General features: G+C 63.1%; 18 protein-coding genes and 1 pseudogene. 16 read left to right on the top strand and 3 right to left on the bottom strand.

Translation table 11 applies throughout. The features are described from left to right. The first annotated feature begins 297 nt into the window (after positions 1–297). Together ABIB28_RS14150 and ABIB28_RS14145 are read left to right on the top strand one after the other, a co-directional pair. Positions 298–2,595, top strand: a complete 2,298-nt coding sequence (locus tag ABIB28_RS14150; RefSeq protein WP_354288764.1) for a TonB-dependent receptor — start codon at positions 298–300, stop codon at positions 2,593–2,595. Between the two features lie 67 nt (positions 2,596–2,662). Continuing rightward, positions 2,663–4,882: a beta-glucosidase gene (locus ABIB28_RS14145; RefSeq protein WP_354288763.1), complete on the top strand. Its 2,220-nt coding sequence runs from the start codon at positions 2,663–2,665 to the stop codon at positions 4,880–4,882. Positions 4,883–5,253: 371 nt separating this feature from the next. Here the strand turns inward: ABIB28_RS14145 and ABIB28_RS14140 are convergent. Continuing rightward, positions 5,254–6,353, bottom strand: a pseudogene (locus ABIB28_RS14140) (IS3 family transposase). A 149-nt stretch (positions 6,354–6,502) separates the two neighbouring features. Here ABIB28_RS14140 and ABIB28_RS14135 point away from each other — a divergent pair. The 4 genes from ABIB28_RS14135 (at position 6,503) to ABIB28_RS14120 (ending at position 11,740) form a co-directional block, all read left to right on the top strand. Next, complete coding sequence (locus ABIB28_RS14135; protein WP_354288792.1) at positions 6,503–6,643, top strand: KUP/HAK/KT family potassium transporter; 141 nt, start codon at positions 6,503–6,505, stop codon at positions 6,641–6,643. Positions 6,644–7,100: 457 nt separating this feature from the next. Continuing rightward, positions 7,101–9,323, top strand: a complete 2,223-nt coding sequence (locus ABIB28_RS14130) for a TonB-dependent receptor (protein ID WP_354288762.1) — start codon at positions 7,101–7,103, stop codon at positions 9,321–9,323. A 9-nt stretch (positions 9,324–9,332) separates the two neighbouring features. Beyond that, entirely contained in the window at positions 9,333–10,520 is a 1,188-nt protein-coding gene (locus ABIB28_RS14125) for a cytochrome P450 (RefSeq protein ID WP_354288761.1), read from the top strand. After that, positions 10,472–11,740, top strand: a complete 1,269-nt coding sequence (locus ABIB28_RS14120) for an MFS transporter (protein ID WP_354288760.1) — start codon at positions 10,472–10,474, stop codon at positions 11,738–11,740. Before ABIB28_RS14125 ends, ABIB28_RS14120 begins: the two co-directional genes overlap by 49 nt. A 41-nt stretch (positions 11,741–11,781) precedes the next feature. Here the strand turns inward: ABIB28_RS14120 and ABIB28_RS14115 are convergent, their stop codons facing one another. Beyond that, positions 11,782–14,010 carry a TonB-dependent receptor gene (locus ABIB28_RS14115; RefSeq protein ID WP_354288759.1) on the bottom strand — a complete coding sequence of 743 codons (2,229 nt, stop codon included), beginning with the start codon at positions 14,008–14,010 and terminating at the stop codon, positions 11,782–11,784. Positions 14,011–14,172: 162 nt separating this feature from the next. Beyond that, complete coding sequence (locus ABIB28_RS14110; RefSeq protein ID WP_354288757.1) at positions 14,173–15,090, bottom strand: LysR substrate-binding domain-containing protein; 918 nt, start codon at positions 15,088–15,090, stop codon at positions 14,173–14,175. A 99-nt stretch (positions 15,091–15,189) separates the two neighbouring features. Here ABIB28_RS14110 and ABIB28_RS14105 point away from each other — a divergent pair, with 99 nt between their 5' ends. From ABIB28_RS14105 to ABIB28_RS14060, 10 genes are read left to right on the top strand one after another with little or no spacing between them, the layout of a single operon-like run. After that, positions 15,190–16,446, top strand: a complete 1,257-nt coding sequence (locus tag ABIB28_RS14105) for a CaiB/BaiF CoA transferase family protein (RefSeq protein WP_354288756.1) — start codon at positions 15,190–15,192, stop codon at positions 16,444–16,446. Then, entirely contained in the window at positions 16,443–17,234 is a 792-nt protein-coding gene (locus tag ABIB28_RS14100; protein WP_354288755.1) for a crotonase/enoyl-CoA hydratase family protein, read from the top strand. The genes ABIB28_RS14105 and ABIB28_RS14100 overlap by 4 nt, the downstream gene beginning before the upstream one ends. After that, positions 17,231–17,938: a dienelactone hydrolase family protein gene (locus ABIB28_RS14095; RefSeq protein ID WP_354288753.1), complete on the top strand. Its 708-nt coding sequence runs from the start codon at positions 17,231–17,233 to the stop codon at positions 17,936–17,938. The genes ABIB28_RS14100 and ABIB28_RS14095 overlap by 4 nt, the downstream gene beginning before the upstream one ends. Next, positions 17,935–18,879 (top strand): VOC family protein, encoded by a 945-nt coding sequence (locus ABIB28_RS14090; protein ID WP_354288752.1) that lies wholly within the window; start codon positions 17,935–17,937, stop codon positions 18,877–18,879. The genes ABIB28_RS14095 and ABIB28_RS14090 overlap by 4 nt, the downstream gene beginning before the upstream one ends. Positions 18,880–18,890: 11 nt before the next feature. Continuing rightward, on the top strand, positions 18,891–19,892 hold the full coding sequence (locus ABIB28_RS14085) for an amidohydrolase family protein (protein WP_354288751.1): 1,002 nt from the start codon (positions 18,891–18,893) through the stop codon (positions 19,890–19,892). Next, positions 19,889–20,830, top strand: coding sequence for a fumarylacetoacetate hydrolase family protein (locus tag ABIB28_RS14080; protein ID WP_354288750.1), 942 nt, complete (start codon positions 19,889–19,891; stop codon positions 20,828–20,830). The genes ABIB28_RS14085 and ABIB28_RS14080 overlap by 4 nt, the downstream gene beginning before the upstream one ends. 31 nt (positions 20,831–20,861) lie before the next feature. Then, entirely contained in the window at positions 20,862–21,971 is a 1,110-nt protein-coding gene (locus tag ABIB28_RS14075) for an S-(hydroxymethyl)glutathione dehydrogenase/class III alcohol dehydrogenase (RefSeq protein ID WP_354288748.1), read from the top strand. Further along, the gene (gene fghA / locus ABIB28_RS14070) at positions 21,971–22,849 is read left to right on the top strand and encodes an S-formylglutathione hydrolase (protein WP_354288746.1); all 879 of its coding nucleotides are present in this window, start codon (positions 21,971–21,973) and stop codon (positions 22,847–22,849) included. Before ABIB28_RS14075 ends, fghA begins: the two co-directional genes overlap by 1 nt. Next, complete coding sequence (locus ABIB28_RS14065; protein WP_354288745.1) at positions 22,837–23,151, top strand: 2Fe-2S iron-sulfur cluster-binding protein; 315 nt, start codon at positions 22,837–22,839, stop codon at positions 23,149–23,151. Before fghA ends, ABIB28_RS14065 begins: the two co-directional genes overlap by 13 nt. Further along, a complete protein-coding gene (locus tag ABIB28_RS14060; RefSeq protein WP_354288744.1) occupies positions 23,151–24,455 on the top strand; it encodes an NAD(P)/FAD-dependent oxidoreductase in 1,305 nt (434 codons plus the stop codon). The genes ABIB28_RS14065 and ABIB28_RS14060 overlap by 1 nt, the downstream gene beginning before the upstream one ends. Positions 24,456–24,692 lie beyond the last annotated feature (237 nt).

Here is a 24,692-nt window from a genome sequence, read left to right as displayed (position 1 = left end):
CCGTGTATATCGAAATGCGTATTAAAGGCATATGCGCATACACTACATGAAATATTGTTGACTGACGGCGTGAGATCACATACTCAGTGCATGACATGCCGATAAACGGTATGCACGACACGCATAGTACGACAATTTTTCGCGGTTCCGTTCATCGCCACAGAGCGAGCCTTCGTCGGGAGCATCAGCTGCCTGTGAATGCGCGGTAAACCGTCAAACCTTGGGAGGGGAACCATGATGAAGTGCGCGCTGCTGGGATCGATTTCACTAGGCGTTTTAATGGTGGCGTGCCCCGCTATGGCCAACGCCCAAGCCGTGACGAGCCTGCCCCAATCGACCTCTACCCCAACCCCGATTGCGACCGATGATGGCACGGGCGTTGCCGACATCGTCGTCACCGCGCAAAAACGTAGCGAGCGATTGCAAGACGTTCCGGTCGCGGTCAGCTCGATCAGCGGCGACAGCCTGAAGGCCGCGAACCTCACCAACATCACCGACATCCGCTTCCTGGCCCCCAGCGTCCAGTTCGCCGAATCGAACAACGTGCGTGGCGAAGGCTTCGCGGTACGCGGCGTCGGCACCTTCGCCTTTGCCGACGGGACCGAACAAAGCGTCAGCGTCGTGGTCGACGGGGTGGTGCTCGGCCGTCCGGGCATGGGCACCGGGGACCTTTCCGATATCGCGCAAGTCGATGTTCTGCGCGGGCCGCAGGGCATGCTGTTCGGCAAGGGCGGGTCGGCCGGCGTCGTCAGCATTACGACGCGCAATCCGACACAGAGCTTTTCCGCCGAAGGACGTCTGTCTTACGGCACCGATAACGAGACGAAGCTGAACGCCATTCTCAACGCGCCCATCACCGACAAACTGGCATTGCGGGTGAACGGCTATCTCAATCGCCGTGACGGGTTCATCAACAACGTCTTCACCAAGCAGACCCTGGCGGGCGTGTCGGAGGGCGGATTTCGCGGCAAGTTGCTGTACGAACCGAATGCCGACCTGTCCGTGCTGGTCGCAGGCGATTGGGCGCGGCATACATCGGCCTGTTGCCAGTCGGTCATCATCGGTACCGTGGGCGCCGCACCGAACAATTACGTCGTCTCCCGCCTCGCGGTGTACGGTATCGTCCCGAGTTATGACAACAACCAGACCGACGTGGGCGGTGCGGTGTATGAAAACATGACCCAGTGGGGTGGGTCGTTGGAGATCAACAAGTCCTTCGGCCGCTACACGCTGACCTCGATCAGCGCGTATCGCCGCTGGGTCTTGCACGATAATACGGACACCGGTTTCACCGACACGCCGGTCTTTCCCGTCAACGGCGCGGACGAGCGCCAACAGCAATTGACGCAGGAATTGCGGCTCGCCTCACCCAAGGGTGGGTTGATCGATTACGTGACGGGGCTGTACTATTTCAACCAGAACTTGAAAGCGGCCTATCCGCAACAGGGGCAGCTGGCTTTCCCGGCGGCGACCACGGTTTTCAGCCGCAAGGCGCAGCCGGATATCCAGACGCTCAATTACGCGGCGTTCGGGCAGGCCAACATCCATGTCACGCCGACCCTGACGCTCATCGCCGGGGGCCGCTACACCCATGACGATCTGACCCTCGTCAACTATAATCGCACCTTGGTCTCTAGCACGGACGCGCCATTCCCTGGGGCCGCCCCATTGTCCTTCAACAAGGACAATTATCCGAGCAACCGCAAAGCCAACAACTTCTCCTTCAAACTTGGTGCGCAATATAAGGTCACGCCCGACGTCATGGCGTATGCGACCTATGCGCGCGGCTATAAAGGGCCGGGCATCGGCCTGGTGAGCGGATATCAGCTCGGCCAACCGTTATTCTCGAACCCGGAAATTCCGTCCAATTACGAAGTCGGTCTCAAAACGTCGTGGTTGAACCGGAAATTGATCTTCAACGTCGATCTCTTCACGACCGACATCAAGGATTTCCAGACGCAAGTCGCCACCCCGTTCATCTTCAACGGCACGAACCTGGCGATCCTGCAGATCGCCAACGCCGGCAAGGTGCGCACGCGCGGCGTGGAAATGGATTTCTCCGCGCGCCCGACATCGCGTCTGACGATCACCGGCAACGCCGCCTATATCGAGGCGAAGTTCGCTGATTTCCCGAACGGCACCTGCAATTATCCGACCCAGCCGGGCTGTTTCCTGAGCACGACGATTCCGGGTACGACGACGGTCGTTCCGGCGACGCGGTTCTTCAACAATACCGGTCTCATCTTGCCGAATTCTCCCAAGTTCAGCTACGCGTTGACCGCCAGCTATGATCTGCCGTTGTCGACCACGACGACGGGCTTTTTGCGGACCAACTATAATTATCGCAGTTCGGTGAACTTCAGCGCAAACGGCGATCCGCTGTCGGCACAGCGCGGTTATGGCATTGCCGGTGGCCAGATCGGCGTGCGATCGTCGGATGGCCGTTGGAGTGCGGCGGTGTTCGCCCGCAATGTGTTCGACAAGCATTTCGTCGCATCGATCGGCAATGGTGGCAGCTATCAGAATGCGCAGCTGACATCGGCTGCGATCCGGACGATCGGCGTGATCCTGGACGTGAAACTCGGCGCCCACTGAAAAGGGCCGGATGACCGTCCGATGTCGGGCGAAGCTCCGGGCCGGAACGACAGTATGAGGAATGACGATGACGGTACGATCCCTTCTCCTGCAGACGGCGATCGTCGTCATTGCGACCACATCTGTTGCGCAGGCGCGGGAAGCCAAGCCCGCGCCTGCTGACGCGGCGACGCGGGCGGAGAAGACGCTCGCCCGGATGCAACCGGCCGAAAAGACGGTGCTGACGCATGGCATCATGCCACTGCCCCTGGGACCCAAGTCGCCGCCGCTGCCGTCAGGCGCCATTTTCGGTGCCGGTTACATCGCGGGGATTCCGCGATTGGGCGTGCCAGCGTTACGCGAAACGGATGCCAGCCTCGGCGTGTCCTACATCATGGGGCTGCGTCACGACGGGGCGACCGCGTTGCCGTCCGGCCTGGCCATGGCCTCGACCTGGAACAACGAACTGATCGAACAGGGCGGCCGGATGATCGGCGGCGAGGCAAAGGCCAAGGGTTTTAACGTCCTGTTGGCAGGCGGCGCCAATCTGATGCGCGATCCGCGCAACGGCCGCAATTTCGAATATCTGGGCGAAGACCCGTTGCTCGCCGGTCGTCTTGCCGGGCATGCAATTCGCGGCATTCAGTCGAACGGCATCATCTCGACGATCAAGCATTTCGCGCTGAACGGCCAGGAAACCGCCCGCAAGTTCGTCGACGTCAAAATCTCGGAAGCGGCGGCGCGGGAAAGCGATCTGCTCGCTTTTCGGATCGGCATGGAAATCGGAAATCCCGGCGCGGTCATGTGTGCGTACAACCGGGTGGCCGGCTCGCAAGCCTGCGCCAGCGATTGGCTGCTGAACCACGTGCTCAAACAGGATTGGGGCTATCATGGCTTCGTTATGTCGGACTGGGGGGCGGTGCCGGGTCTGGACGCAGCCATGAAGGGATTGGATCAGCAATCTGGTGCCGAGCTTGACCCAGCCGTCTTCTTCAGCGACACGCTGGCGAAGGAGGCTCGCGTCAATCCAGCCTACGCCAAGCGCGTCGACGACATGAACCGCCGCATCCTGCGGGCGATTTACGAACATGGCATGGATATTTCTCCGGCCAAACCGGGCGGGGCGATCGATTTTGCCGCCAATGCCGCGGTAGCGGAGGATGTCGCCAAACAGGGCATCGTCCTGCTGCGCAATGAACGCAACGTCCTGCCGCTTGCGGCCACGGCGAAACGGATTGCGGTGATCGGCGGCTATGCCGACACAGGGGTGTTGTCGGGGGCTGGGTCCAGTCAGGTGCAGGGCCAGGGCGGCCCAGCGCTGTCGATTTCGCTCGGCGGCACCGGGTCATTCGCTGCGTTTCTTACGCAATCCTATCATCGGTCGGTCCCGCTTGATGCAATGAAGGCGCTGGCCCCACAGGCGTCTTTCCGATTCCGCGACGGACGCTACATCACCGATGCCGTCACGGCGGCGCGACAGGCCGATGTTGTCGTCGTCTTTGCGACGCAATGGGCGAGCGAAGGGTTGGACCAGCCCGACCTGTCGTTACCGAACGGCCAGGATACCCTGATCGAAGCCGTCGCTGCGGCCAACCCGAACACGATCGTCGTGCTGGAAACCGGTGGCCCCGTGCTGATGCCATGGCTGAAGCGAACGGCAGCGGTCATCGAGGCCTGGTATCCCGGGGCGCGCGGCGGCAATGCCATCGCGTCCGTCCTGTTCGGCCGTACCAATCCTTCGGGACGGCTGCCGATCACCTTCCCGGCCAGCACCGACCAATTGCCGCGGAAATCGGTCGATGGTTTCGCTGAACTCGAACCCGACTTCGCCGGAAATCCGCCGCACGGGACTATGCCGCTGATCGCCGATTACGACATCGAAGGGTCCGATGTCGGCTATCGCTGGAATGCACGCCAAGGCGCAAAGGCCGCATTCCCGTTCGGCTATGGCCTGTCCTACACCAGCTTCACGACCTCCACGCCGCAAGTCACGGGCACCCAGGCACGCGTGACCGTGAAGAACACCGGCGACCGTTCCGGCGCGACGGTCGTGCAACTCTATCTCGTCTCCCGCGCTGGCAAAGGCATGCGGCGCCTCGTCGGCTATGGCCGCGTCGACCTTGCGGGGGGTGCGTCCGCCACCGCCACCATCGACATCGACCCGCGGCTACTTGCCGACTGGCGCGACAATGGCTGGACCATGCCGAGCGGACGCTACGCCTTTGCCGTCGGTAGCGATGCGGAGTTGGTCGGGCCGACGGCGTCGGTAACCATCAAGGAGCGCCGCTGGCACGATCCGTCGCTGTGAGGTAAAGATTGTCAGTTAAGTGGTGGTAGCGACAGCTTCTGCGGAGCTTTGTTGTCGCTGCCGCAATGTGTAACTCCGGCGCTGCGGCTGGGCTCTGCGCGCTCTTGTCGGACTTATGATGACCATGCATTGGGCATTGCTCCGAGAGGATGTCGAATGAAAGAGCAACCGAGCTCGGGGACTATCAATATGGCGCTGAATGTCTGCAAGTGCGTCTAAGGTGACGTGACCCCCGCCTTTCATCCAGCGGCAACCAGAGACCGGCCAGTGTTTGAGGGTCCCCCGGTTTCTCATCCAACCTGAGGGTGAGTTTCCGGCATTCATGAGGGTCCCCCGGTTTCTCATCCAGTTCGAAGGTGAGTTTCCGGCGTTCATTCGGCGGCGATCTTGGCCGTCGCGGCAGCATATTCGATCGGCGTCAGCCAGCCAAGCGATGTGTGAGGACGCCTCTCGTTATAGTCCCGCCGCCAAGCCTCGATCTTGGCGCGAGCGTCGGTGATGGACAGGAACCAATGCGCGTTCAGGCATTCGTCGCGAAGGCGACCGTTGAACGACTCTACGAAGGCATTGTCCGTCGGTTTGCCCGGTCGGCTGAAGTCCAACGTCACGCCCATTCTCATACGCCCAGCGGTCGAGCGCCTTCGAGATGAACTCCGGGCCATTGTCCACACGAATGGTCTTGGGCGCGCCGCGGACCGATGAGATCCGCCCCATCGCTTCGACCACCTGCTCGCCTTTGATCCCTTGGTCGACGTCGATCGCCAAGGCTTCCCGGGTGAAGGCGTCTACGACGGTCAGCGCCCGTAACCGTCGGCCATCGAACAGCGCATCCGATACAAAGTCCATCGACCACATCTCGTTCGCCGCCAGAGCCGCAGGTTGCCGTTCGCGGTTGGCGGCGCTGACGTTGCGCCTTGGTTTCTTGAGCCGAAGGCTCAGTCCATCATCCCGATATAGCCGGTAAACACGTTTATGGTTCGCGACCCATCCTTCCCTGCGCAGCAGGATATAGATCCGGAAATAGCCGCACCGCGTGCGCGTTGCCGCCAGATCACGGATGCGCATCACCAACGGCGTCGGATCCGGCTTGTGCGAGATGTAGCGCACCGACGACCGCTCGACGCCCAGCGCCGAGCAACTGCGTCGTTCGCTGACAATATGGGTCGCCTGGACGTACGCGACGAGGTCGCGTCGTCGTCCAGGCGTCAGAGCTTTTTTTCAGAACGTCCTGCAGGATATGCTTGTCCAGGCTTAGGTCAGCGACGAGCTGTTTAAGCTGTCGGTTTTCATCTTCGAGCTGCTTCAGACGCCACAATTCGCCGACGCCGAGACCGCCGTACACCTTCTTCCAAAGGTAAAACGTCTGCTCCGAAATCCCCTTTCGCCGGATCACTTCGGCCACCGGCGTGCCGGTTTCGGCCTGCTTCAACGCAAAGGCAATCTGCTCGTAGGTGTACCTAGATTTCTTCATGTCCAGCTCCTTGCCCGAAGGCGTCTCAAGGCCGGTAAACTCTCGCTCAAAATGGACTAAAAAACAGGGGGGGCGTCAAGAAGCGCAGCGCGATCCCTGTTTCCAAATCGAGGGTCCAACTTCCCATATTGGCCGCGTCGAGCGCGAAATTGAGCCCCTCTTCCGCGCGGATGCCATTGTGGCAGGACCATTTGTTCGCCGCGATGGTCCGCAATTCGGAGACATCGATGTCGTTCTTCGGCTTGCCGATCAACCGCGTGGTTGAACTCGGCAGCCATGCCGAGATCTAGCGCGATGCGAGCGCCCAGGCCCGACAGGTGCGCATCATGCCGTCAACGCTGATCCCCAGCCTGGCGGTTCACGGTGGTGGCGCTGACCTATATCAGCAATCGTCTGCTCGACCTGCCGCATTTCATGCGAACGGCCCACCGATTATCCATTCCTTTTTAGGCGCCGCTCTTGGACAAGCACGGCGAAGCTCCGCTATCTGCTGCTCGGTTAGCCCTTACAGATCGATCGTCCGCGGTCTCCTTCGCCCAGCTCGAACCAGATCGCGGCATGCAGATAAATGGGTTGTGACTACAGATAGGGTAGGGTGGCACAATCGGCAGGAATGATCTACCGATAGACAGGATCTATCGTGTCCATTCCCTAATAGCATTTCTCCTCTGAGACCATGGCATCTAATCCAACGCTTAAGCTTGACGACAGAGCATGAACTTGGAGGATGATGTGGGCCGATCTCTGGTGAAAACCCTGCTACTGGTGTCGAGTGCGCTCATGCCTGGCGTGCTCCATGCACAGGCGCAGACCAGCCCTCCGGCACCGGCATCTCTCCCAAGCCCGACTTCGCCGGGCACCGCGTCGGCGCAGGCTGCGACGCCCGAAACGAGTAACGGGCTTGCGGACATCATCGTCACCGCCCAGCGGCGATCGGAGAACCTGCAGACCGTTCCCATCGCGGTCGCGGCCGTGTCGTCGGAACAGCTGACGGCGGCGGGCATCACCAGCTTGCAGAACCTTCGGGTGTTGGTGCCGGGTCTGTCATTCAGCAACATCCAGAACAACGTGACGCCGCGCCTTCGCGGCATCGGCTCGTCCACGGCGGGCCCAGGTATCGAGCCCGGTGTCGCGGTCTATGTCGATGGCGTCTATTATGCCTCGGCCACCGGCGCCCTGTTCTCGTTCAACAACGTCGAGCAGGTGAGCGTGCTGAAGGGTCCGCAGGGAACGCTGTTCGGCCGCAACGCGGTCGCTGGGCTGGTCCAGGTCACTACGCGCGATCCGACCCAGGAATTTGCGCTCCAGGCAAGCGCCGGCTACGGCAATTATAACACCAGCACTGGGTCCTTGTACGTCGCGGGCGGTTTGGCGCCCGATGTCGCGCTCGACCTCGCGGCGCTCGTGAAGTTCCAAGGCGACGGTTATGGCCGGAACATCACGCTCAACCGCGATACCAAGCGGACCGATCACGATATCAATCTGCGATCGAAGCTGGTCTTCACGCCAGGCGCGGACACCAAGATCGTGCTGTCAGGCGACTATTCCAACACCAAGGGCACGCAAGGGACCAACCGGCTCGAACTCGGCACCACCCCCGCACCGGGCACGGGACCGGTGTATGGCGGCAGCGTCTGGGACGTGGCAGGCGACCTTGAGGGTTTTAACAACGTCGAGAGCGGTGGCGGCAGCCTGAAGATCGAGCAGGGCCTCGGTCATCTCAATCTGCTGAGCATCACTGCCTATCGCAAGCTCTACTACGCTAATGCGCTCGATCTGGATGCGACGTCCACGCCGTTCCAGGGCATTCAGGACGTCCAGCGCGATCAGCAGTTCAGCCAGGAGCTTCAGCTCCAGTCGGCTTCGGGTGGGAAATTCAAATGGACCGTGGGGGCGTTCTACTTTAAGGCCAATTCCAAATATGATCCGCTCGACGTGCGGCTGCTCGGCGCGCTGATCGATCCGATGTTCCCGTTGACGACGATCCGAACGTTCGGCGAACAGCGCACAGAATCAATCGCCGGATACGGCCAGGCCAGCTACGAGGTGCTGCCCGCGACCACGTTAACGGTAGGGCTGCGTTACACCGCGGAAACGCGCAAGGCGGACGTGACGCGAACGCTAGGCCTCACCAGCGGCGCGTTCATCCCGGTTCCGCAGGAGCAGCACGACAGTGCGACCTTCCGGAAGCCGACGTTTCGCGCATCGCTCGACCATCAGTTCACCGACGTGCTGGTCTATGCGTCGTTCAACCGCGGCTTCAAGAGCGGCGGTTTCAACGCCGGACAGCTCGGCGCCGCACCGTTCAGCCCCGAAGTCCTCGACGCCTATGAGACAGGCCTGAAGTCGACGCTGTTCGACCGTCACCTGACGGCCAACGCGTCGGTATTCTATTACGACTACAGTAACATCCAGATCCAGCGGATCGAGCAGGACGGATCGCTCGGTATCATCAATGGTGCGAAGGCCAGGGCTTATGGACTGGACGTCGATCTGGCGGCGAAGCTGGGCGGTGGTTTCCGGCTGACCGGCGGCATCGAGCTTCTTAGCACCAAGTTCGGCAGTTTCCCCGCCGCGCCGCTGTCGACGCTTCAGGGCGGGACGCCGGTCCGCGTCGCCCCGGCCACGGGCAACCGGCTGCCGATCGCGCCGACCTTCACGGGGACGCTCGGCAGCGACTATACCTATGCGCTGGCGAGCGGCGCGAAGCTGAACGCCAACGCCACCGTCTCGTACAATTCCGGGTGGTTCACCGAACCCGACAACCAGATCCGCCAGCCCCGGTTCGTCCAGGTCAACGGCAAGCTGCGCTGGACATCGGCGAACGATCACTATTCGCTATCGGTATGGACCGACAACCTGACCCAGGCGAAGGTCCGAGCCAATGCAACCACGGTCGCTTTCGGCAATCATGTCGCCTCGTTCGCGCCGCCGCGTACGTTCGGGTTTACCGCCGGGTACAAATACTGAGAGGCCACTATGACGATCGACCTGCAAAGTTTCACGCCCGACGATCTGTTCGACGATCCCTACCCGATCTATGCCGCGTTGCGCGAGCAGTCTCCAGTCCATTACTATGAACCGACCGGAGAGTGGCTTATAAGTCGCTGGCGGGATTGCCAGACGGTAGGCGGGCAGGACAAGGTCTTCGGGCCGTCCGACGCCTTTCAGCCGATGGTCAAGACCATGGGTATCCCCAACGTCCTGACGATGGACGGCGAGACCCACAAGTGCCTGCGCGCAGGCATTGACGCGCAGCTCGCGCCCGAGCCGGTCGATCGCTACGTCGATGGGCTCGCGCGGCCCATCGTGCGATCCTATCTCGACGCGATACGCGGACGCGGGGAGGGGGACCTTACCACCGAGCTCTTCGAGCCGATCAGCGTGCGCTGCATCGCCAACGTGCTGGGGCTCGAGGCGGTCGACAGTCCGACGCTGGCGCGGTGGTTCCATGCGATGAACGCAGGCGCGCAGAACGTCGCGGACGATCCTGCGATCTGGTCGGCATTGGACGCGATCAAGGCCGAGATCGCGGAGGCGATGCGTCCCGTGTACGAGCGAGTCGTGTCGGAACCCGATGAGAGCGTCACGTCGCACGTCGTCCGCGGCGGCATGCCCGAAGGCCAGATTCGCTCGCTGGAGGAGATCATGCCCACGATGCACGTCATCATCCTGGGTGCGCTGCAGGAGCCGGGTCACGGTGCCGCGAACGCCATGTTCGGATTGCTGCAGAACCCCGATCAATCCGCCATGGTCGCCGCCGATCCCGTCGGGCTCGCGTTGAAGGCCTTCGACGAGGGTCTGAGGTGGATCGCTCCGATCGGCGTCACGACCAGGCGGGCCGCTCGGGAGTTCGAGTTGAACGGCGTCGTCATCCCCGAACGCGCCGTCGTGGCGAACATCCTGTCGTCTGCGAACCGCGATGCGACCCGCTGGGACGATCCGGACTCCTACCGCATCGATCGCCAGCGCAAGGGCCATGCCTCGTTCGGTTACCGCCCCCATTTCTGCTCGGGCCACTATCTCTCGCGCAACATCGGCCGGATCGCGCTGGAGGAAACCTACCGTACGCTGCATAATGTAACACTGGATCAGGACCACTCCGTCCGTACGCAAGGATGGCGCTTCCGCGGCGTCGTCAACCTGCCTGCACGGTGGGAGGCGTGACGCGACCGCGCAACGACACGCTCACGATCGGACTGCTGGCGGGCGGTTTCGGACTGGTGGGGTTCGATCGGTTCATGATCCTGCCCATGTTTCCCGTTCTACAACGGGATCTACATCTCGACTACCGTGATCTCGGTCTCATAACCGGTGCACTTGCGATATCGTGGGGCCTCTGTTCGATCCTTGCCGGGCCGCTCGTGCGGCGGATCGGCATCCGCCGCGTCGTCGTCGGCTCGATCGTCCTGTTCTCCGCGCTGGCCGGTGTGTCGGGACTAGCAACCGGGTTGCTCAGCCTAGTCCTCCTTCGCGTCCTGATGGGGGTCTTCGAGGGGGGGTATACCCCCGCGGCCCTTGTGGCCACGGTCGAGGCTTCCGACCCGGCGAGCCAAGGTCGCAACATCGGCTTCCAGCAGGCCGCATTGCCGCTGTTCGGCATGGCGATCGCTCCGCTGGTCGTTACCCAGCTGCTCAACGTCGTCGATTGGCGGATCATCTTCGCGCTGGTCACGATTCCGGGGCTTGTGGTGGCCTGGGCGCTGGCGCGCCGTCTGCGTCCGGTTCCACTGGCAGAGCTGGCGCTTCACACGACGGTGCGCGATGTGGTGTCGCACAGCTGGCGCGACGTGTTCGCATACCCCAACATTCCGCTCAACATGATCGCCATGCTCTGCTGGCTCAATGCGCTGATCGTCATCACCGCGATGCTGCCGAGCTACATGATCGCCTATCTGAAGCTCGATCTGCCGAGCATGGGACTGGCGTTGTCGGGCATCGGCTTCGGCGCGACGGCAGGCGATCTGGTCATGTTGTGGCTGTCGGATCGTATCGGGCGCCGGACGGTGGGCCTGATCGACGTCATCGGATCGGTCGTGTTTCTCGCGCTGTTCGCCAAAGCGGGTCCGCACGTCCCGACGCTGTTCATGCTTCTGTTCGGTACGGCCTTTTTCCTGCACAACCTCATCCCGCTTACCGCAGGGCCGCTCAGCATCGAGGCTGTGCCGCCAGCGCTCATGACCTCGGCCACCGGCCTCGTGATCGGCGTCGGCGAGATCTTCGGTGGCGGGGTAGCACCGATCATCGCCGGCTTCGTCGCCCATAGCTACGGCATCCAGGCCATCTTACCGATGGCGATCGCCGGACTTCTGCTCGGATTGATCGTCCTGCTGTTCGTGCGCGAGACGCACTTCCCGACTTGGCGCGCAAAGCGCGCCATCCCTTAGGATGCCGCGTCGCTCACCAGACGCAGCACCCCGGTCACAGATCAGAACGTTTTCGTAAACTCCACGCCATATTGCCGTGGCTCGGCCTTGAAGACGAAGCCGCCTGGCGCGTATTCGGCATTGTAGAGCCGGTTCGTCAGGTTCTTAGCGAATGCGGTGACGGTCCAGGAATTGTTCCGTTGCAGGCCGAGTCGCGTATTGACGAGCCCGACTGGGCGGCGGACGGTGCTGTTCGCGACATCGAACCATGTCTTGCCCAATAGCTGATAGTCGACCCGCGCCACCGCCTCGATGCCGCTGCCGCCCAGCGCCCATTTATACTGGGTGCCGGCGTTGACGGTATATTCCGAAACCAGCGGGGCGTGGTTGCCGATCACCGTGGGATCGGGGAACTTGCGGATTGCGCTGTCCGTGTAGCCGAACCCAGCGTTGAGTTCCCAGCCGCGCATCGGCCGCGCGTTCACCTCGACCTCGAAGCCCTTGTACCTCGCCTCAGGCACGTTGCCGAGGTTCTGCGTTCCGTTGGTGGCGAGATAAAAGAAGAAATAGCCGTTCTGCGATTTGGTCGTGTACGCCGCGACGTTGATATCGAGCTGGTGGTCGAACCATTGCGTCTTGGCGCCGATCTCATAAGTCGTGGCGACCTCAGCGTCATAGACGTCGCGGATGCCGACCACCCCGCTCGACGCGGCGATCGCGGCCACCCCTGTCTGGTTAAAGCCGCCGCTGCGGAAACCCCGGCTGAAGCTGGCATAGACCAGGAGTGGATTGCCGACCTTGTAGCGCAGCGTGGCCTTGGGCTGAAGTTCCTTGAAGGTCTTGGCGCGCACGTCGCCGGTCAGTCCCTGCGGGAAGCCCGGCACGTTCGGCAGATACGCGGTCGGCGTCAGCGTCGTCTGCCGACGACGATCGGAGTCATAGCGTAGCGACCCGTCGAATTCCAGGCCGAGCGCGAGCTTCCAGTTGACGTTTGCGAACACCGCCCAGGCTAAATTGTTCTGCGAGTCCGCGAGGAAACTATACTGTGGGCTGCGCGGGTTGGTGCTGGGTGTGCGGTAGACCGGGAACACGCCCTCGCCGATATCCTTCAGATTGCTGGTCGAGATGTAGCGGTCAGTGTGCAGGCCGTAGGCACCGACGATGAAGCTGAAGGGCCGATAGACAGGCGATGCGAAGCGTACCTCCTGGCTGACCGCTTCGACCTGGAGGAACTGGCTTTGCGCCAGATCGAAGCCGAAATAGCCATAAAGCAGGGATTGTTCGCGCGGCTTGAAGTCTGTGCCGTCGCCGGTCACGATCTCGGTCAGGCGATCATAGGCAGTGATCGACGTGAACGTGCCGAAGCCGGCATCGTAGGAAACCTTGGCCGACACATCGTAGATGTCGCGGTTGTCAATGCCGGGGTTGTTGACCTGTACTGGCACGCTGGTGTCGTTCACGTCGGAGACGATGTTGAAGTAATAGCCGCGGGTACGCAGCCTATCGACTGAACCGCGCAGATCGAACGACAGCGTGCTGGACGGTTCCCACAGCAGCTGCGCGCTGCCCGACAGGTCGCGCACCGGGTCTGCGTTCTTGCCCGTATAGACGTTGGGAATGAAGCCGTTGGTGTCGTAGTACGACAGTCCGGCGCGGAACTTCAGGTCCCCGCCCTTCGTAATTGGGCCACTCAGTACCCCCTGCACGCGAAAGCCGGGACCATTGTCGAAACCGCCCTTGAAGCGCCCGGTCAGCGTGTCGGTGGGGGCCTTCGTCGTGATGACGATCGCGCCGCCGATCGCATTGCGCCCGTAGACGCCGCCCTGCGGACCTTTCAGAACCTCGATCTGATCGACGTCGAAGAGTTCGCGGTTGAACTGCGACGGGTTCACCTGCTGTACGCCGTCGACGACTACGGCGACCGAGGGTTCGCTGTTTCGCGCCTGGCCGATGCCGCGGATGACAACGAACGACGTGCCCGCATTCTGCGTCTGGACGAGCGTGACGTTGGGCGTCTGCGCGATGAAGTCGGCCGGCTTCGTGATGCCCGCCTCCTCGATGCGCGTCGCAGTGAAGGCGGTGATCGCGGCCGGCACGCTCTGCAGGGTTTCGGATCGGCGCAGCGCGTGGACGATGATGTCCGCCGTATTCGGATCCGCTTGTGGATCGGCAGGCGCCGGGTCGGCAGGCGACGTGGCCGGCGTCGAGACGCTCTGCGCCCGAGCGGGAGTGGCGCCGCTCGCGATTGCGATCGCCGCGCAGGTCGTCAGCAGACCGACTGGCTTAATCATGAACGATTGTGCGCGCACGAACCCAAATGCCGTAACGGCCATCAGTTATCCTCTTCCCGGGCGTCGCACCTCTTGCGGGTGTCGGTATCGTGAAGATTAGGCCCGGATCGGGATATCTGAATGTTTATTATTCTATCGGATCAATAGAAAACCTCTATCGCCTCATGCCGCTACCGATAGGAGGTTCTGGAAGTTCGTCCGGAGCATGATCGCGAAGGCTTCGGCGGCATTGCTGCGGAAACTGTGCCGTGACCACAGCAGCGCCGAGACGCGCACGGGCGCGGGGTCGGTGAGCTGCACGATCCTGATGTCCCGAGCCGGAATGATCGCGCCTTCGGGAATGATGGCGACCACGTCCGACGACGCGACGACTCCGAGCATGACGGCGATCGAGTTCGTCTCGCAGGCGATGACCGGGCTGGCGCCAGCCTGTGCGAGGAAATGATCGATCATCGAACGAGTCGAGAACGTCTCGGACAAGCTGGCCATGGCCACGCCGTCGAGCAGACGCATCGCCACCTGATCATGGACCGCAAGTGGGTGCGACGCGCGCATCACGAGCATCAGCCGCTCCTCCAGGAGTGGTTCCAGAACCGTCTCGTCGAGCACCGCGGGTGCAAAGGCGATGCCGAGATCGAGTTCGCTCTGCGACAGCGCAAGCTCGATCTGCCCTGCGGTCATCTCGGTGACGGTCAGCTGCACCGCCGGGTGGCGGCCAATGAACGCACCCAGGATCGGCGGCAGGAGCTTGCGGACGAAGGACTGGCTCACGCCGACCCTCAGCGTGCCGCGCTGCAGCCCACTCAGCTCTTCTAGCGCATGCCGTCCCGCCTCGAGTTCGGCCAGCGATCGCATCGCATAGGCCCGGAAGAGGATACCTGCTTCGGTCAGGCGCACGGCCTTGCCGTTACGGTTGAAGAGGACCGCGCCGATCTGGCTTTCGAGCTCCGCGATCTGGTGGGACATCGTCGGTTGCGTGACGAAGATCGAATCGGCGGCTTTCGAGAAGTTCAGGGTCCGAGCGACCGCCAGGAAATATTCGAGCTGACGCAGCTTTATGGAGGAGCGGGGTGGGATCATCGAGCGCTTCAATCGTCCTGATAGATAATCGGCATTATCACTATCGTAGCGCTGCCTTTAAACCAACACCGAAGGAGAGCGATCTTGACAGAGCAAAAAATGCTCGACGATGGGGGGCAGGGTGGTTGGGCGGTCCAGAGCGATAGGCAGGGGGCGCTCGGCCGACTGCGCGTCCTCGATTTGTCGCGTATCCTCGCCGGGCCATGGTCGGCCCAGTTGCTTGCCGATCTCGGCGCCGACGTCATCAAGGTGGAGCGGCCCAGGAGCGGAGACGACACGCGCGGCTGGGGACCGCCATACCTCGCCGATGCGGAGGGCATACCGACCCGTGAGTCCGCCTATTATCTCGCGGCCAACCGGAACAAGCGCTCGGTGACCGTCGATATCGCCAGCCCCGATGGGCAGGAGATCATCCGACGTCTGGCAGCTGGCGCCGATGTCGTGATCGAGAACTTCAAGGTCGGCGGGTTGGCAAGCTATCGTCTCGATTACGAGAGCCTGCGCTCGATCAATCCGCGCCTCATCTATTGTTCGATCACCGGGTTTGGGCAGACCGGGCCATATGCGACGCGCGCCGGATACGATGTCCTGATCCAGGCGATGGGCGGGCTGATGAGCATCACCGGCAGCAAAGCCGATGAGCCCGGCGGTGGACCGCAGAAGGTCGGTGTTGCGGTCGTCGACATCCTGACCGGGCTGTACGGCACCGTCGGCATCCTTGCCGCACTCGCCCACCGCGACGTGACCGGAGAGGGGCAGCATATCGACGTGGCGCTGCTTGACGTGGAGGTCGCTTGCCTGGCCAACCAGGCGATGAACTATCTGGTGTCTGGTGACAGCCCGAAACCGATGGGCAACGCGCATCCCAATATCGTGCCCTATCAGGATTTTCCGACGCTAAACGGCGCCATGATCGTGGCCGTCGGCAGCGATGCGCAGTTCGCGCGGCTCTGGGAGCTGCTGGGCTTCGCGCGGGACCCCCGCTTCGCCACGAACAGCGGCCGGGTCGCCGCGCGCGCAGAGGTGGTGTCGCGCATCGGCGGCGCCACCGTCTCCCGCACGACCAGCGAATGGGTGGCGGCGCTCGAGGCAATCGGCGTGCCGTGCGGCCCGATCAACACGCTTGCCGACGTCTTCGCCGATCCTCAGATCGTCTCCCGCGGCATGCGCGTGGATCTGCCCCATCCCGTCGCAGGATCGACCCCTCTCGTCGCAAATCCGCTCCGACTGTCCACAACGCCGATCGTCTACCGTTTATCGCCACCCACCTTGGGGCAGCATAATGACGCGATCCTCAGCGAAGGGCTTGGCCTTGGTCCTCGAATGGTCAAATTGGTACAGGAGGGCGTGATATGAATGGATTCGTCCGTGTCGAGATTGCGGATCACGTGGCGACGCTTACCCTTAACGCACCCGAAAGCCGGAATGCTCTGGCGAATGACGAGCAATATGCGTCCATCGAAGCGGCGTGTCACCGGCTCGAGGCGGACATGTCGGTACGGGCGGCGGTGCTGACGGGCGCAGGCAAGGCGTTCTGTGCAGGCGGGGACATAAAGGCGATGGTCGCGCGTGGGGCCGATCCGGCGCTGGAGCCCGTCGATGATCGCTATCATTACAAACACGGCATCCACCGCATTCCCAAGGCGCTGTTCCACATGGAGGTGCCGGTGATCGCAGCGATCAACGGCCCCGCGATCGGCGCCGGGCTCGACCTCGCCTGCATGTGCGACATCCGCATCGCGAGCCAGTCGGCGCGCTTTGCCGAGAGCTTCGTCAAACTCGGGATCATTCCGGGTGACGGTGGCGCATTCCTGCTTCAGAAGATCGTCGGCATATCGAAAGCGGCGGAACTAACGTTCACGGGTAGGACGATCGATACCGCCGAGGCGCTGGCCTGCGGACTGGTTTCCGAAGTGGTGCCCGACGACGAGCTGCTACCGCGCGCCCATGCATTAGCGGTCGAGATAGCGCAGAACCCGCCACAGGCATTGCGGATGGCCAAGCGGCTGCTCCGTGAGGCACAGACGGCGAGCCTGGAAAGCGTGCTCGAGCTGTCGGCGGCGTTCCAGGCTCTGGCTCATGGAACGCAAGACCACAAGGACAGGATAACGGCGGCCGTCAATCGGCTGGGAGGATCGAAATGAAGCAGGAAGCGGTCAGGATCGAATTACGCGACGGCGCGATGGGTGGCTGGCTTGCAGTCCCCGATGGCCCGCCGAAAGGCGCGGTTATCGCGATCATGGAGATCTGGGGAGTCAATGACACGATGCGCGCGCACGCAACCGAGTTCGCGGAGGCAGGCTATATCTGCCTGGTGCCCGATTTGTTCTGGCGGCAGGAGCCGGGTGTCGAACTCTCGGACCGGGTGCCGGGAGATGTCGAGAAGGCGTTCGATCTCTATTATGACTTCGACTATGATCTGGCCGTTCGCGACATGGAGGATTGTGCCGGCTGGCTGAACGAACAGTTTCATGTCCCGGTTGGGGCGGTCGGCTACTGCCTGGGTGGCAAGCTCTGTTACCTGATGTGCTGCCGCACCGACATCGCATGCGCGGTCGCTTATTATGGCACCTATATCGAACACGAAATTCGCGAAGTCGGTAACTTACACCGCCCGTTCATGCTGCACATGGCGATGAAGGACCGGTGGGTGCAGCGCGAGGTCAACGATTTGCTGATGCGCAAGCTGAGTCCCAGTCCACTCGTTACCATCCACCAGTACCCATATGCCGACCATGCTTTCGCGCGCCATGGTGGCCTGACCTACAGCCAGCCCGAAGCGGACGAGGCGCTGGCGCTGACGCTCGACTTCTTCGACCGCAATCTCTTGCAGGAGCCCGTCGCATGATCGAGACCCAGGTCAAGGTTCCCGAACTCGCGTTCATCCGCCTTCGCTCGCCCGATCTCGACGAGGCCGAAGCCTTTCTGACTGACTTCGGTCTGGCGAAGGTGGCCCGGACGCCGACCGCGCTGTACATGCGCGGTACCGACGGCAACCATCATCTCCACGTCACCGAGCTGGGCGAGCCCAAGGTCGTCGGCTTCGGCTATCTCGCGACCGATGCGTCGGACCTGGCGAAGCTCGCCGGACCGCAGGCGGTGGAGAGCCTCGACGAGCCGGGTGGTGGCAAGCGTGTGGTGCTGACCGACCCATTGGGGTTCCAGATCGAGATCCTCGCCGATGTGACCCGTTTGCCGGCGATGCCGGTCAAGCGTCAGCACCTGAACGTCGGCGCGCACGGGATCATGCGTCCTGGCGAGTTGATGCGCCCGACGCTCGGCGCGTCGCAGGTGAAGCGGATCGGCCATGCTGTCGTGCACGCCACCGATTTACCCGGCACCGTCGCATGGTATCGCGACAAGCTCGGCATGCTCGGCACCGACGACGTATGGGTCGGCGAGCCCGATCACGTGATCGCATCTTTCAATCGGCTTGATCGCGGCGACGAGATGGTCGACCATCACGTCCTCTTCGTCGTTCAGCAGAAACGCAACGGGCTCAACCACATATCGTTCGAGGTGCAGGACCTCGACGACGTGATGACGGGGCACGAGCATCTGAAGGCAGCGAAGAAATACCAACACAGCTGGGGCATCGGCCGCCATTTTCTCGGCAGCCAGATCTTCGATTACTGGCAGGACCCGTGGAACCGCATCCACGAGCATTGGACCGACAGCGACGTGCTTAACGCCAGCCATCCGCAAGGGTCGCATTCGGTCGATGTCGGCTTCGCATCGCAATGGGGTGACGATGCGCCGGCGAGTTTCGTCCAGCATTCGGTTCTGTGAAGGATATGCCAATGCGCCTTGACGTTTTCAGTCACTTCCTGCCCGAGGTGGTGTTCCGCCGGTTCCAAGGGCTGCTGCCCGGCAATTTCGGACTGCTCAGCTTCGAGAAGCTGCCGGAGCTGTGGAGCCTAGACCACCGCCTGCGGCTGATGGACGAATACCCCGATTATCAGCAGATCCTGTCGCTCTCCAACCCGCCGATCGAGTTGCTTGGCACGCCCGACGTCACGCCGGAGTATGCCCGTTTCGCCAATGACGCGCTGGCCGAAGTGCAGAAGGCCAATGCGGATCGCTTCCCGGGCTTCACCGCCGCATTGCCGATGAACAACCCGGACGCCGCGGTCGTGGAAGCCGAGCGGGCGGTGACCGAACTCGGCGCATGCGGTATCCAGATCTACAGCAACGTGCTCGGCAAGCCGCTAAGCGCGCCCGAGTTCCTGCCCCTGTTCGAGACGATGGCACGGCTGGACAAGCCGGTGTGGATCCACCCGATGCGCGGGCCGCACCATGCCGATTACCCGACCGAGCACGTCTCGGCCGACGAGATCTGGTTCACCTTCGGCTGGCCCTATGAGACCAGTGCGGCGGTCACGCGACTGATCTTCTCGGGCATCTACGACAAGCTCCCCGGCTTGAAGATCATCACCCATCATGGCGGCGGCATGGTCCCGTTCTTCGCGGAAAAGATCGCCATCGGCTTCACGCAGATTTTCGACGGTGCGGAGGGCCACAACCCGCTGGCGGAGAAGGCGGGCCTGAAGAAGCCGCTGCTGGACTATTACCGGATGCTGTACGCGGACACCGCGCTCAACGGATCTGCCGCCGCGGCGCAATGCGCGCACGCCTTCTTCGGAACGGACCATATTTTGTTCGCATCGGATGCGCCGTTCGATTTTGCAGGCGGGCGCAAGCTGATGACGGGGACGATCGCCGCCGTCGATGCCCTGCCAGTCGATGACGCGTCACGTCGCGCGATCGAGATCGACAACGCCCGCCGGGTGATTGGGCTGTGAGCTTCGGGCTGGGCCGTTTCTCGCGGGGGGACGCCACCTTTACGGGCGTTGCCGCGGACGAGCGGATCGTCCGGCTCGACGCGCTCGATCCGGCCTGGGTGGGTGCAACCATTCTCGATCTGCTGGACGATTGGGACGCGAGCGTCGCCGCGCTCGAGCGGCATGTCGGCGCCGGCACGTTTGCGGCTGCGGAAGCGCTGGAGCGGGAAACGCTGCGTTACCATGCTCCAATCGCACGCCCTGGTAAGATGCTTCATGCCGGGGCGAACTATGGCGAGCACGTGAAGGAAATGGCGGCCTACAACGTCGCTGCCGGCAACGCCGACCCGGCCAGGCGCTTCACCGGCGAGAAGGATGGGGCGCAGCCCTATCTCTTTCTCAAGGCGTCGAGCGCACTGACCGGCGCCTATGACGACATCGCGCTGCCGCCCGGCGAGCACCAGATGGACTGGGAGGCCGAACTCGCGGTCGTGATCGGCCGGCGCGGGCGGGGCATCGCGGTCGCCGATGCGGCCGATCACATCGCCGGCTATATGGTCACCAACGATCTGTGCTGCCGCGACCTGCTGTGGCGCGCCGACCGGCCGAACTTCAAGACGGACTGGCTGTCCTCGAAGTCGCACGACGGTTTCGCGCCGATGGGCCCGCTGTTCGTGCCGCGCGCGTTCGCCGGCGCGACGGATGCGCAGACGCTGCGGCTGGCCGTCAACGGTGAGGTCAAGCAGCAGGGCAGCACCGGCGACATGATCTTTTCGGCCGAGGAACAGATCGCCTTCGCATCCACGATGATGACGCTGGAGCCGGGCGATATCTTCGCGACCGGCACCGTTGGCGGTGTAGGCCAGGCGACCGGCACCTATCTACGCGCCGGGGACATCGTCGAGACGACCGTTGAAGGTTTGGGAACGCTGCGCAATCGGATCGTGGCAGCGGCATGACGTCGTATTCTTTTTATCTGGAGCAACACGCATGAAGACCCGCGCAGCGGTAGCGTTCGAGGCGAAGCAGCCGCTGGAGGTCGTCGAGCTCGATCTGGAAGGCCCTCGTGCTGGCGAGGTGCTCATCGAGATCATGGCTACGGGGATCTGCCATACCGATGCGTACACGCTAGATGGTCTCGATAGCGAGGGGCTGTTCCCGAGCGTGCTGGGGCATGAGGGGGCAGGGATCATCCGCGAGGTTGGCGCGGGGGTGACGAGCGTGGCACCGGGCGACCATGTCATTCCGCTCTACACGCCGGAGTGCCGGCAATGTAAGTCGTGCCTCAGCGGCAAGACCAACCTGTGCACCGCGATCCGCGCGACGCAAGGGAAGGGGCTGCTGCCCGACGGCACGACCCGGTTCTCGTACAAGGGGCAGCCGATCTTCCATTACATGGGCTGCTCGACATTCTCGAACTTCACCGTGGTGCCCGAGATCGCGGTGGCGAAGATCCGCGCGGACGCGCCGTTCCAGTCCTCCTGCTACATCGGCTGTGGCGTCACGACCGGGGTCGGCGCGGTGGTCAACACCGCCAAGGTCCAGGTCGGCGACACAGTGGTCGTTTTCGGTCTGGGCGGCATCGGGCTTAACGTGTTGCAGGGTGCGCGCATGGCGGGGGCGGGGATGATCGTCGGGGTCGACATCAACCCGGACCGCGAGGATTGGGGCAGGCGCTTCGGCATGACCCACTTCGTGAACCCGAAGACGGTGGACGGCGACATCGTGCAGCACCTCGTCGCACTTACCGACGGCGGCGCGGACTATACGTTCGATTGCACCGGCAACACGACGGTGATGCGCCAGGCGCTGGAGGCCTGCCACCGCGGCTGGGGCACGTCGATCATCATCGGCGTGGCGGAGGCGGGCAAGGAGATCGCTACGCGCCCGTTCCAGCTGGTGACGGGGCGCAACTGGCGCGGCACCGCGTTCGGCGGCGCCAAGGGGCGGACCGACGTGCCCAAAATCGTCGACTGGTACATGGCCGGCAAGATCGAGATCGATCCGATGATCACTCACGTCCTGTCGCTGGACGAGATCAACAAGGGCTTCGACCTGATGCACGCCGGCGAGAGCATCCGCAGCGTCGTGGTGTACTGATGGAGACGGTCTCGACCTCCTGCGCGCATGGCGGCGTGCAGGGCGTGTACAGACACGCATCGGCCGCGACCGGGACCGACATGACCTTCTCGGTCTATGTGCCGCCGCATGCCGACGACGCGAAACTGCCGGTCGTCTGGTATCTGTCCGGCCTCACCTGCACGCATGCCAACGTGACCGACAAGGGCGAGTACCGCGCTGCATGCGCCGAACTGGGGCTAATCTTCGTCGCGCCTGATACGTCGCCGCGCGGCGAGGGCGTGGCGGACGACCCCGCCGGCGCGTATGATTTCGGCCTGGGTGCCGGTTTCTACGTCGATGCCACCAAGCCGCCCTATGCGGCGAACTACAAGATGTGGCGCTACGTCACCGAGGAGCTGCCCGCGCTGGTCGCGGAACATTTCCCGGTGGACATGGCACGGCAGGGCATAATGGGCCATTCGATGGGCGGCCATGGCGCGCTGACCATCGGGCTGACGCGGGTCGACCGCTTCCGGTCCGTCTCGGCGTTTGCGCCCATCGTCGCGCCGAGCCAGGTGCCATGGGGCGAGAAGGCGCTGGGCGGCTATCTCGGCGACGACCGCGCAGGCTGGCGCCGGCACGATGCGGTGGCGCTGATCGAGGACGGCGCGCGTGTGCCAGCTCTGCTAATCGACCAGGGCGATGCCGATGCGTTCCTGAACGATCAGCTCCGACCTGGATTCCTCGTGGACGCATGCGACGCGGCGGGCATCGACCTGACGCTTCGGATGCAGCCGGGATACGACCACAGCTATTACTTCATCTCGACGTTCATGGCCGACCATCTGCGCTGGCACGGCGCGGCCCTCGGCACGGTGAGCGCACATCAGGGCGAGGACATGCGATGCCGAAACTGACCATTATCACCCGTGAGGGTTTGGCGACCGACGTCGAGGCACCCGCAGGCATATCGGTGATGGAAGCGATCCGCGACAATGGCTTCGACGAGCTGCTCGCCATGTGCGGCGGCTGTTGTTCGTGCGCGACGTGCCACGTCTATGTGGACGATGGAAGCAATCAGCTGCCTGCGATCACGCCGGACGAGGACGAGCTGCTCGACAGTTCAAATCACCGGCAGCCGAACTCGCGGCTATCTTGCCAGATCGCGCTGGTCGATGTGCTTGACGGGCTGCGGGTCACGATCGCGCCGGAGGATTGATGCCGGAGACCGACGTGAGCGAGGCGGACGTCTTGATCGTCGGCGCCGGGCATGGCGGCGCGCATGCGGCCATCGTGCTGCGCCAGCGCGGCTTTGCTGGCACCATCGCGTTGGTGGGCGAAGAGCCCGATCTGCCTTACGAGCGGCCGCCGCTTAGCAAGGACTATCTGGCGGGCGACAAGAGCTTCGAGCGCAGCCTGATCCGACCGCCGGTCTTCTATGCGGAACGGGAAATCACGATCATGACCAAGCGGCGCGTTGTCGCAGTCGAGCCGGCGGATCACCGGGGGACGTTTTCGGATGGCGGCACGTTCGGCTACGGCACGCTCTTCTGGGCGACCGGCGGTCACCCCCGTCGACTGAGCTGCGCTGGCCATGACCTGTCGGGCGTTCACAGCGTGCGCAGCCGGGCGGATGTCGATCGGACGGCCGGCGAGCTCGCCAACACCGTGCGCGTCGCGATCGTCGGCGGCGGCTATATCGGGCTGGCGGCGGCCGCTGTGCTTGCGAAGCTCGGCAAGCACGTCACAGCACTGGAGGCGCTGCCGCGCGTACTCGCCCGCGTTGCCGGCGAGCCGCTCTCGCGGTTTTATGAGGCCGAACACCGCGCCCACGGTGTCGATATCCGGCTGTCGACCGTAGTCGACTGCATCGAGGAGAGCGACGGCCGCGCCGCGGCGGTGCGGCTTGCGGGCGGCGAGCGGGTTGCGGTCGACATGGTGATCGTCGGGATCGGCATCGTGCCTGCAGTGCAACAGCTGGTCGAGGCAGGAGCTGCGGGCGACAACGGCGTGGATGTGGACGCGCAGTGCCGCACCTCGCTGCCCGACATCTACGCGATCGGCGACTGCGCGATGCACGCGAACAGCTTCGCCGACGGCCGCGCCATCCGCCTCGAATCGGTCCAGAACGCCAGCGACATGGCCACCATCGTCGCCAAGGCGATCACCGGAGCGCCAGAACCCTACCACGCCGTGCCTTGGTTATGGTCACAGCAATACGACCTGAAGCTGCAGACCGTCGGCCTATCGATCGACCATGACCAGGCGATCGTGCGCGGCGCCGTCGCCAGCCGTAGTTTCTCTGTCGTCTATCTGAAACGGGGAGCCGTCATCGCACTCGATTGCGTCAACGCGACCCGCGATTACGTCCAGGGCAAGGCGCTGGTCGAACAACGCCTCGTTCTGTCGGCGCCCCTGCTGGCGGACACGACCCGGACGCTGAAGGACATCGCTTCCTATGCCATGGGCACCCATGGCAAGAAAGCGCAAGCGGCTGCTAGGCATTCTTCTCGAGCCTCATAGATCCATGGATGGCCAACGCAGCCGCTCTGTCGGGGGAACGGGGATCACGCCAAACCGCTCGCCGAACATGGTCGTCATGCGGTGCCAGCACCCGCAGTAAGCTATCCCGTCAGTCTAATGCGAACCGCTCTTGCCGTTATGAATGTCGGGCTTGGGACGCGGTTGTCTACTCATCGCAGCTTGCTTCAAGTGGTTGATCAGCCAGCGCCCGGCTGGGCCAGGCGGCGCATCGGACGG

It is taken from the genome of Sphingomonas sp. UYEF23, assembly GCF_040546165.1.
Lineage (GTDB): Bacteria > Pseudomonadota > Alphaproteobacteria > Sphingomonadales > Sphingomonadaceae > Sphingomonas > Sphingomonas glacialis.
Note: the sequence above shows the minus strand (reverse complement) of the source record. Positions and strands in the feature narration are given on the sequence as shown.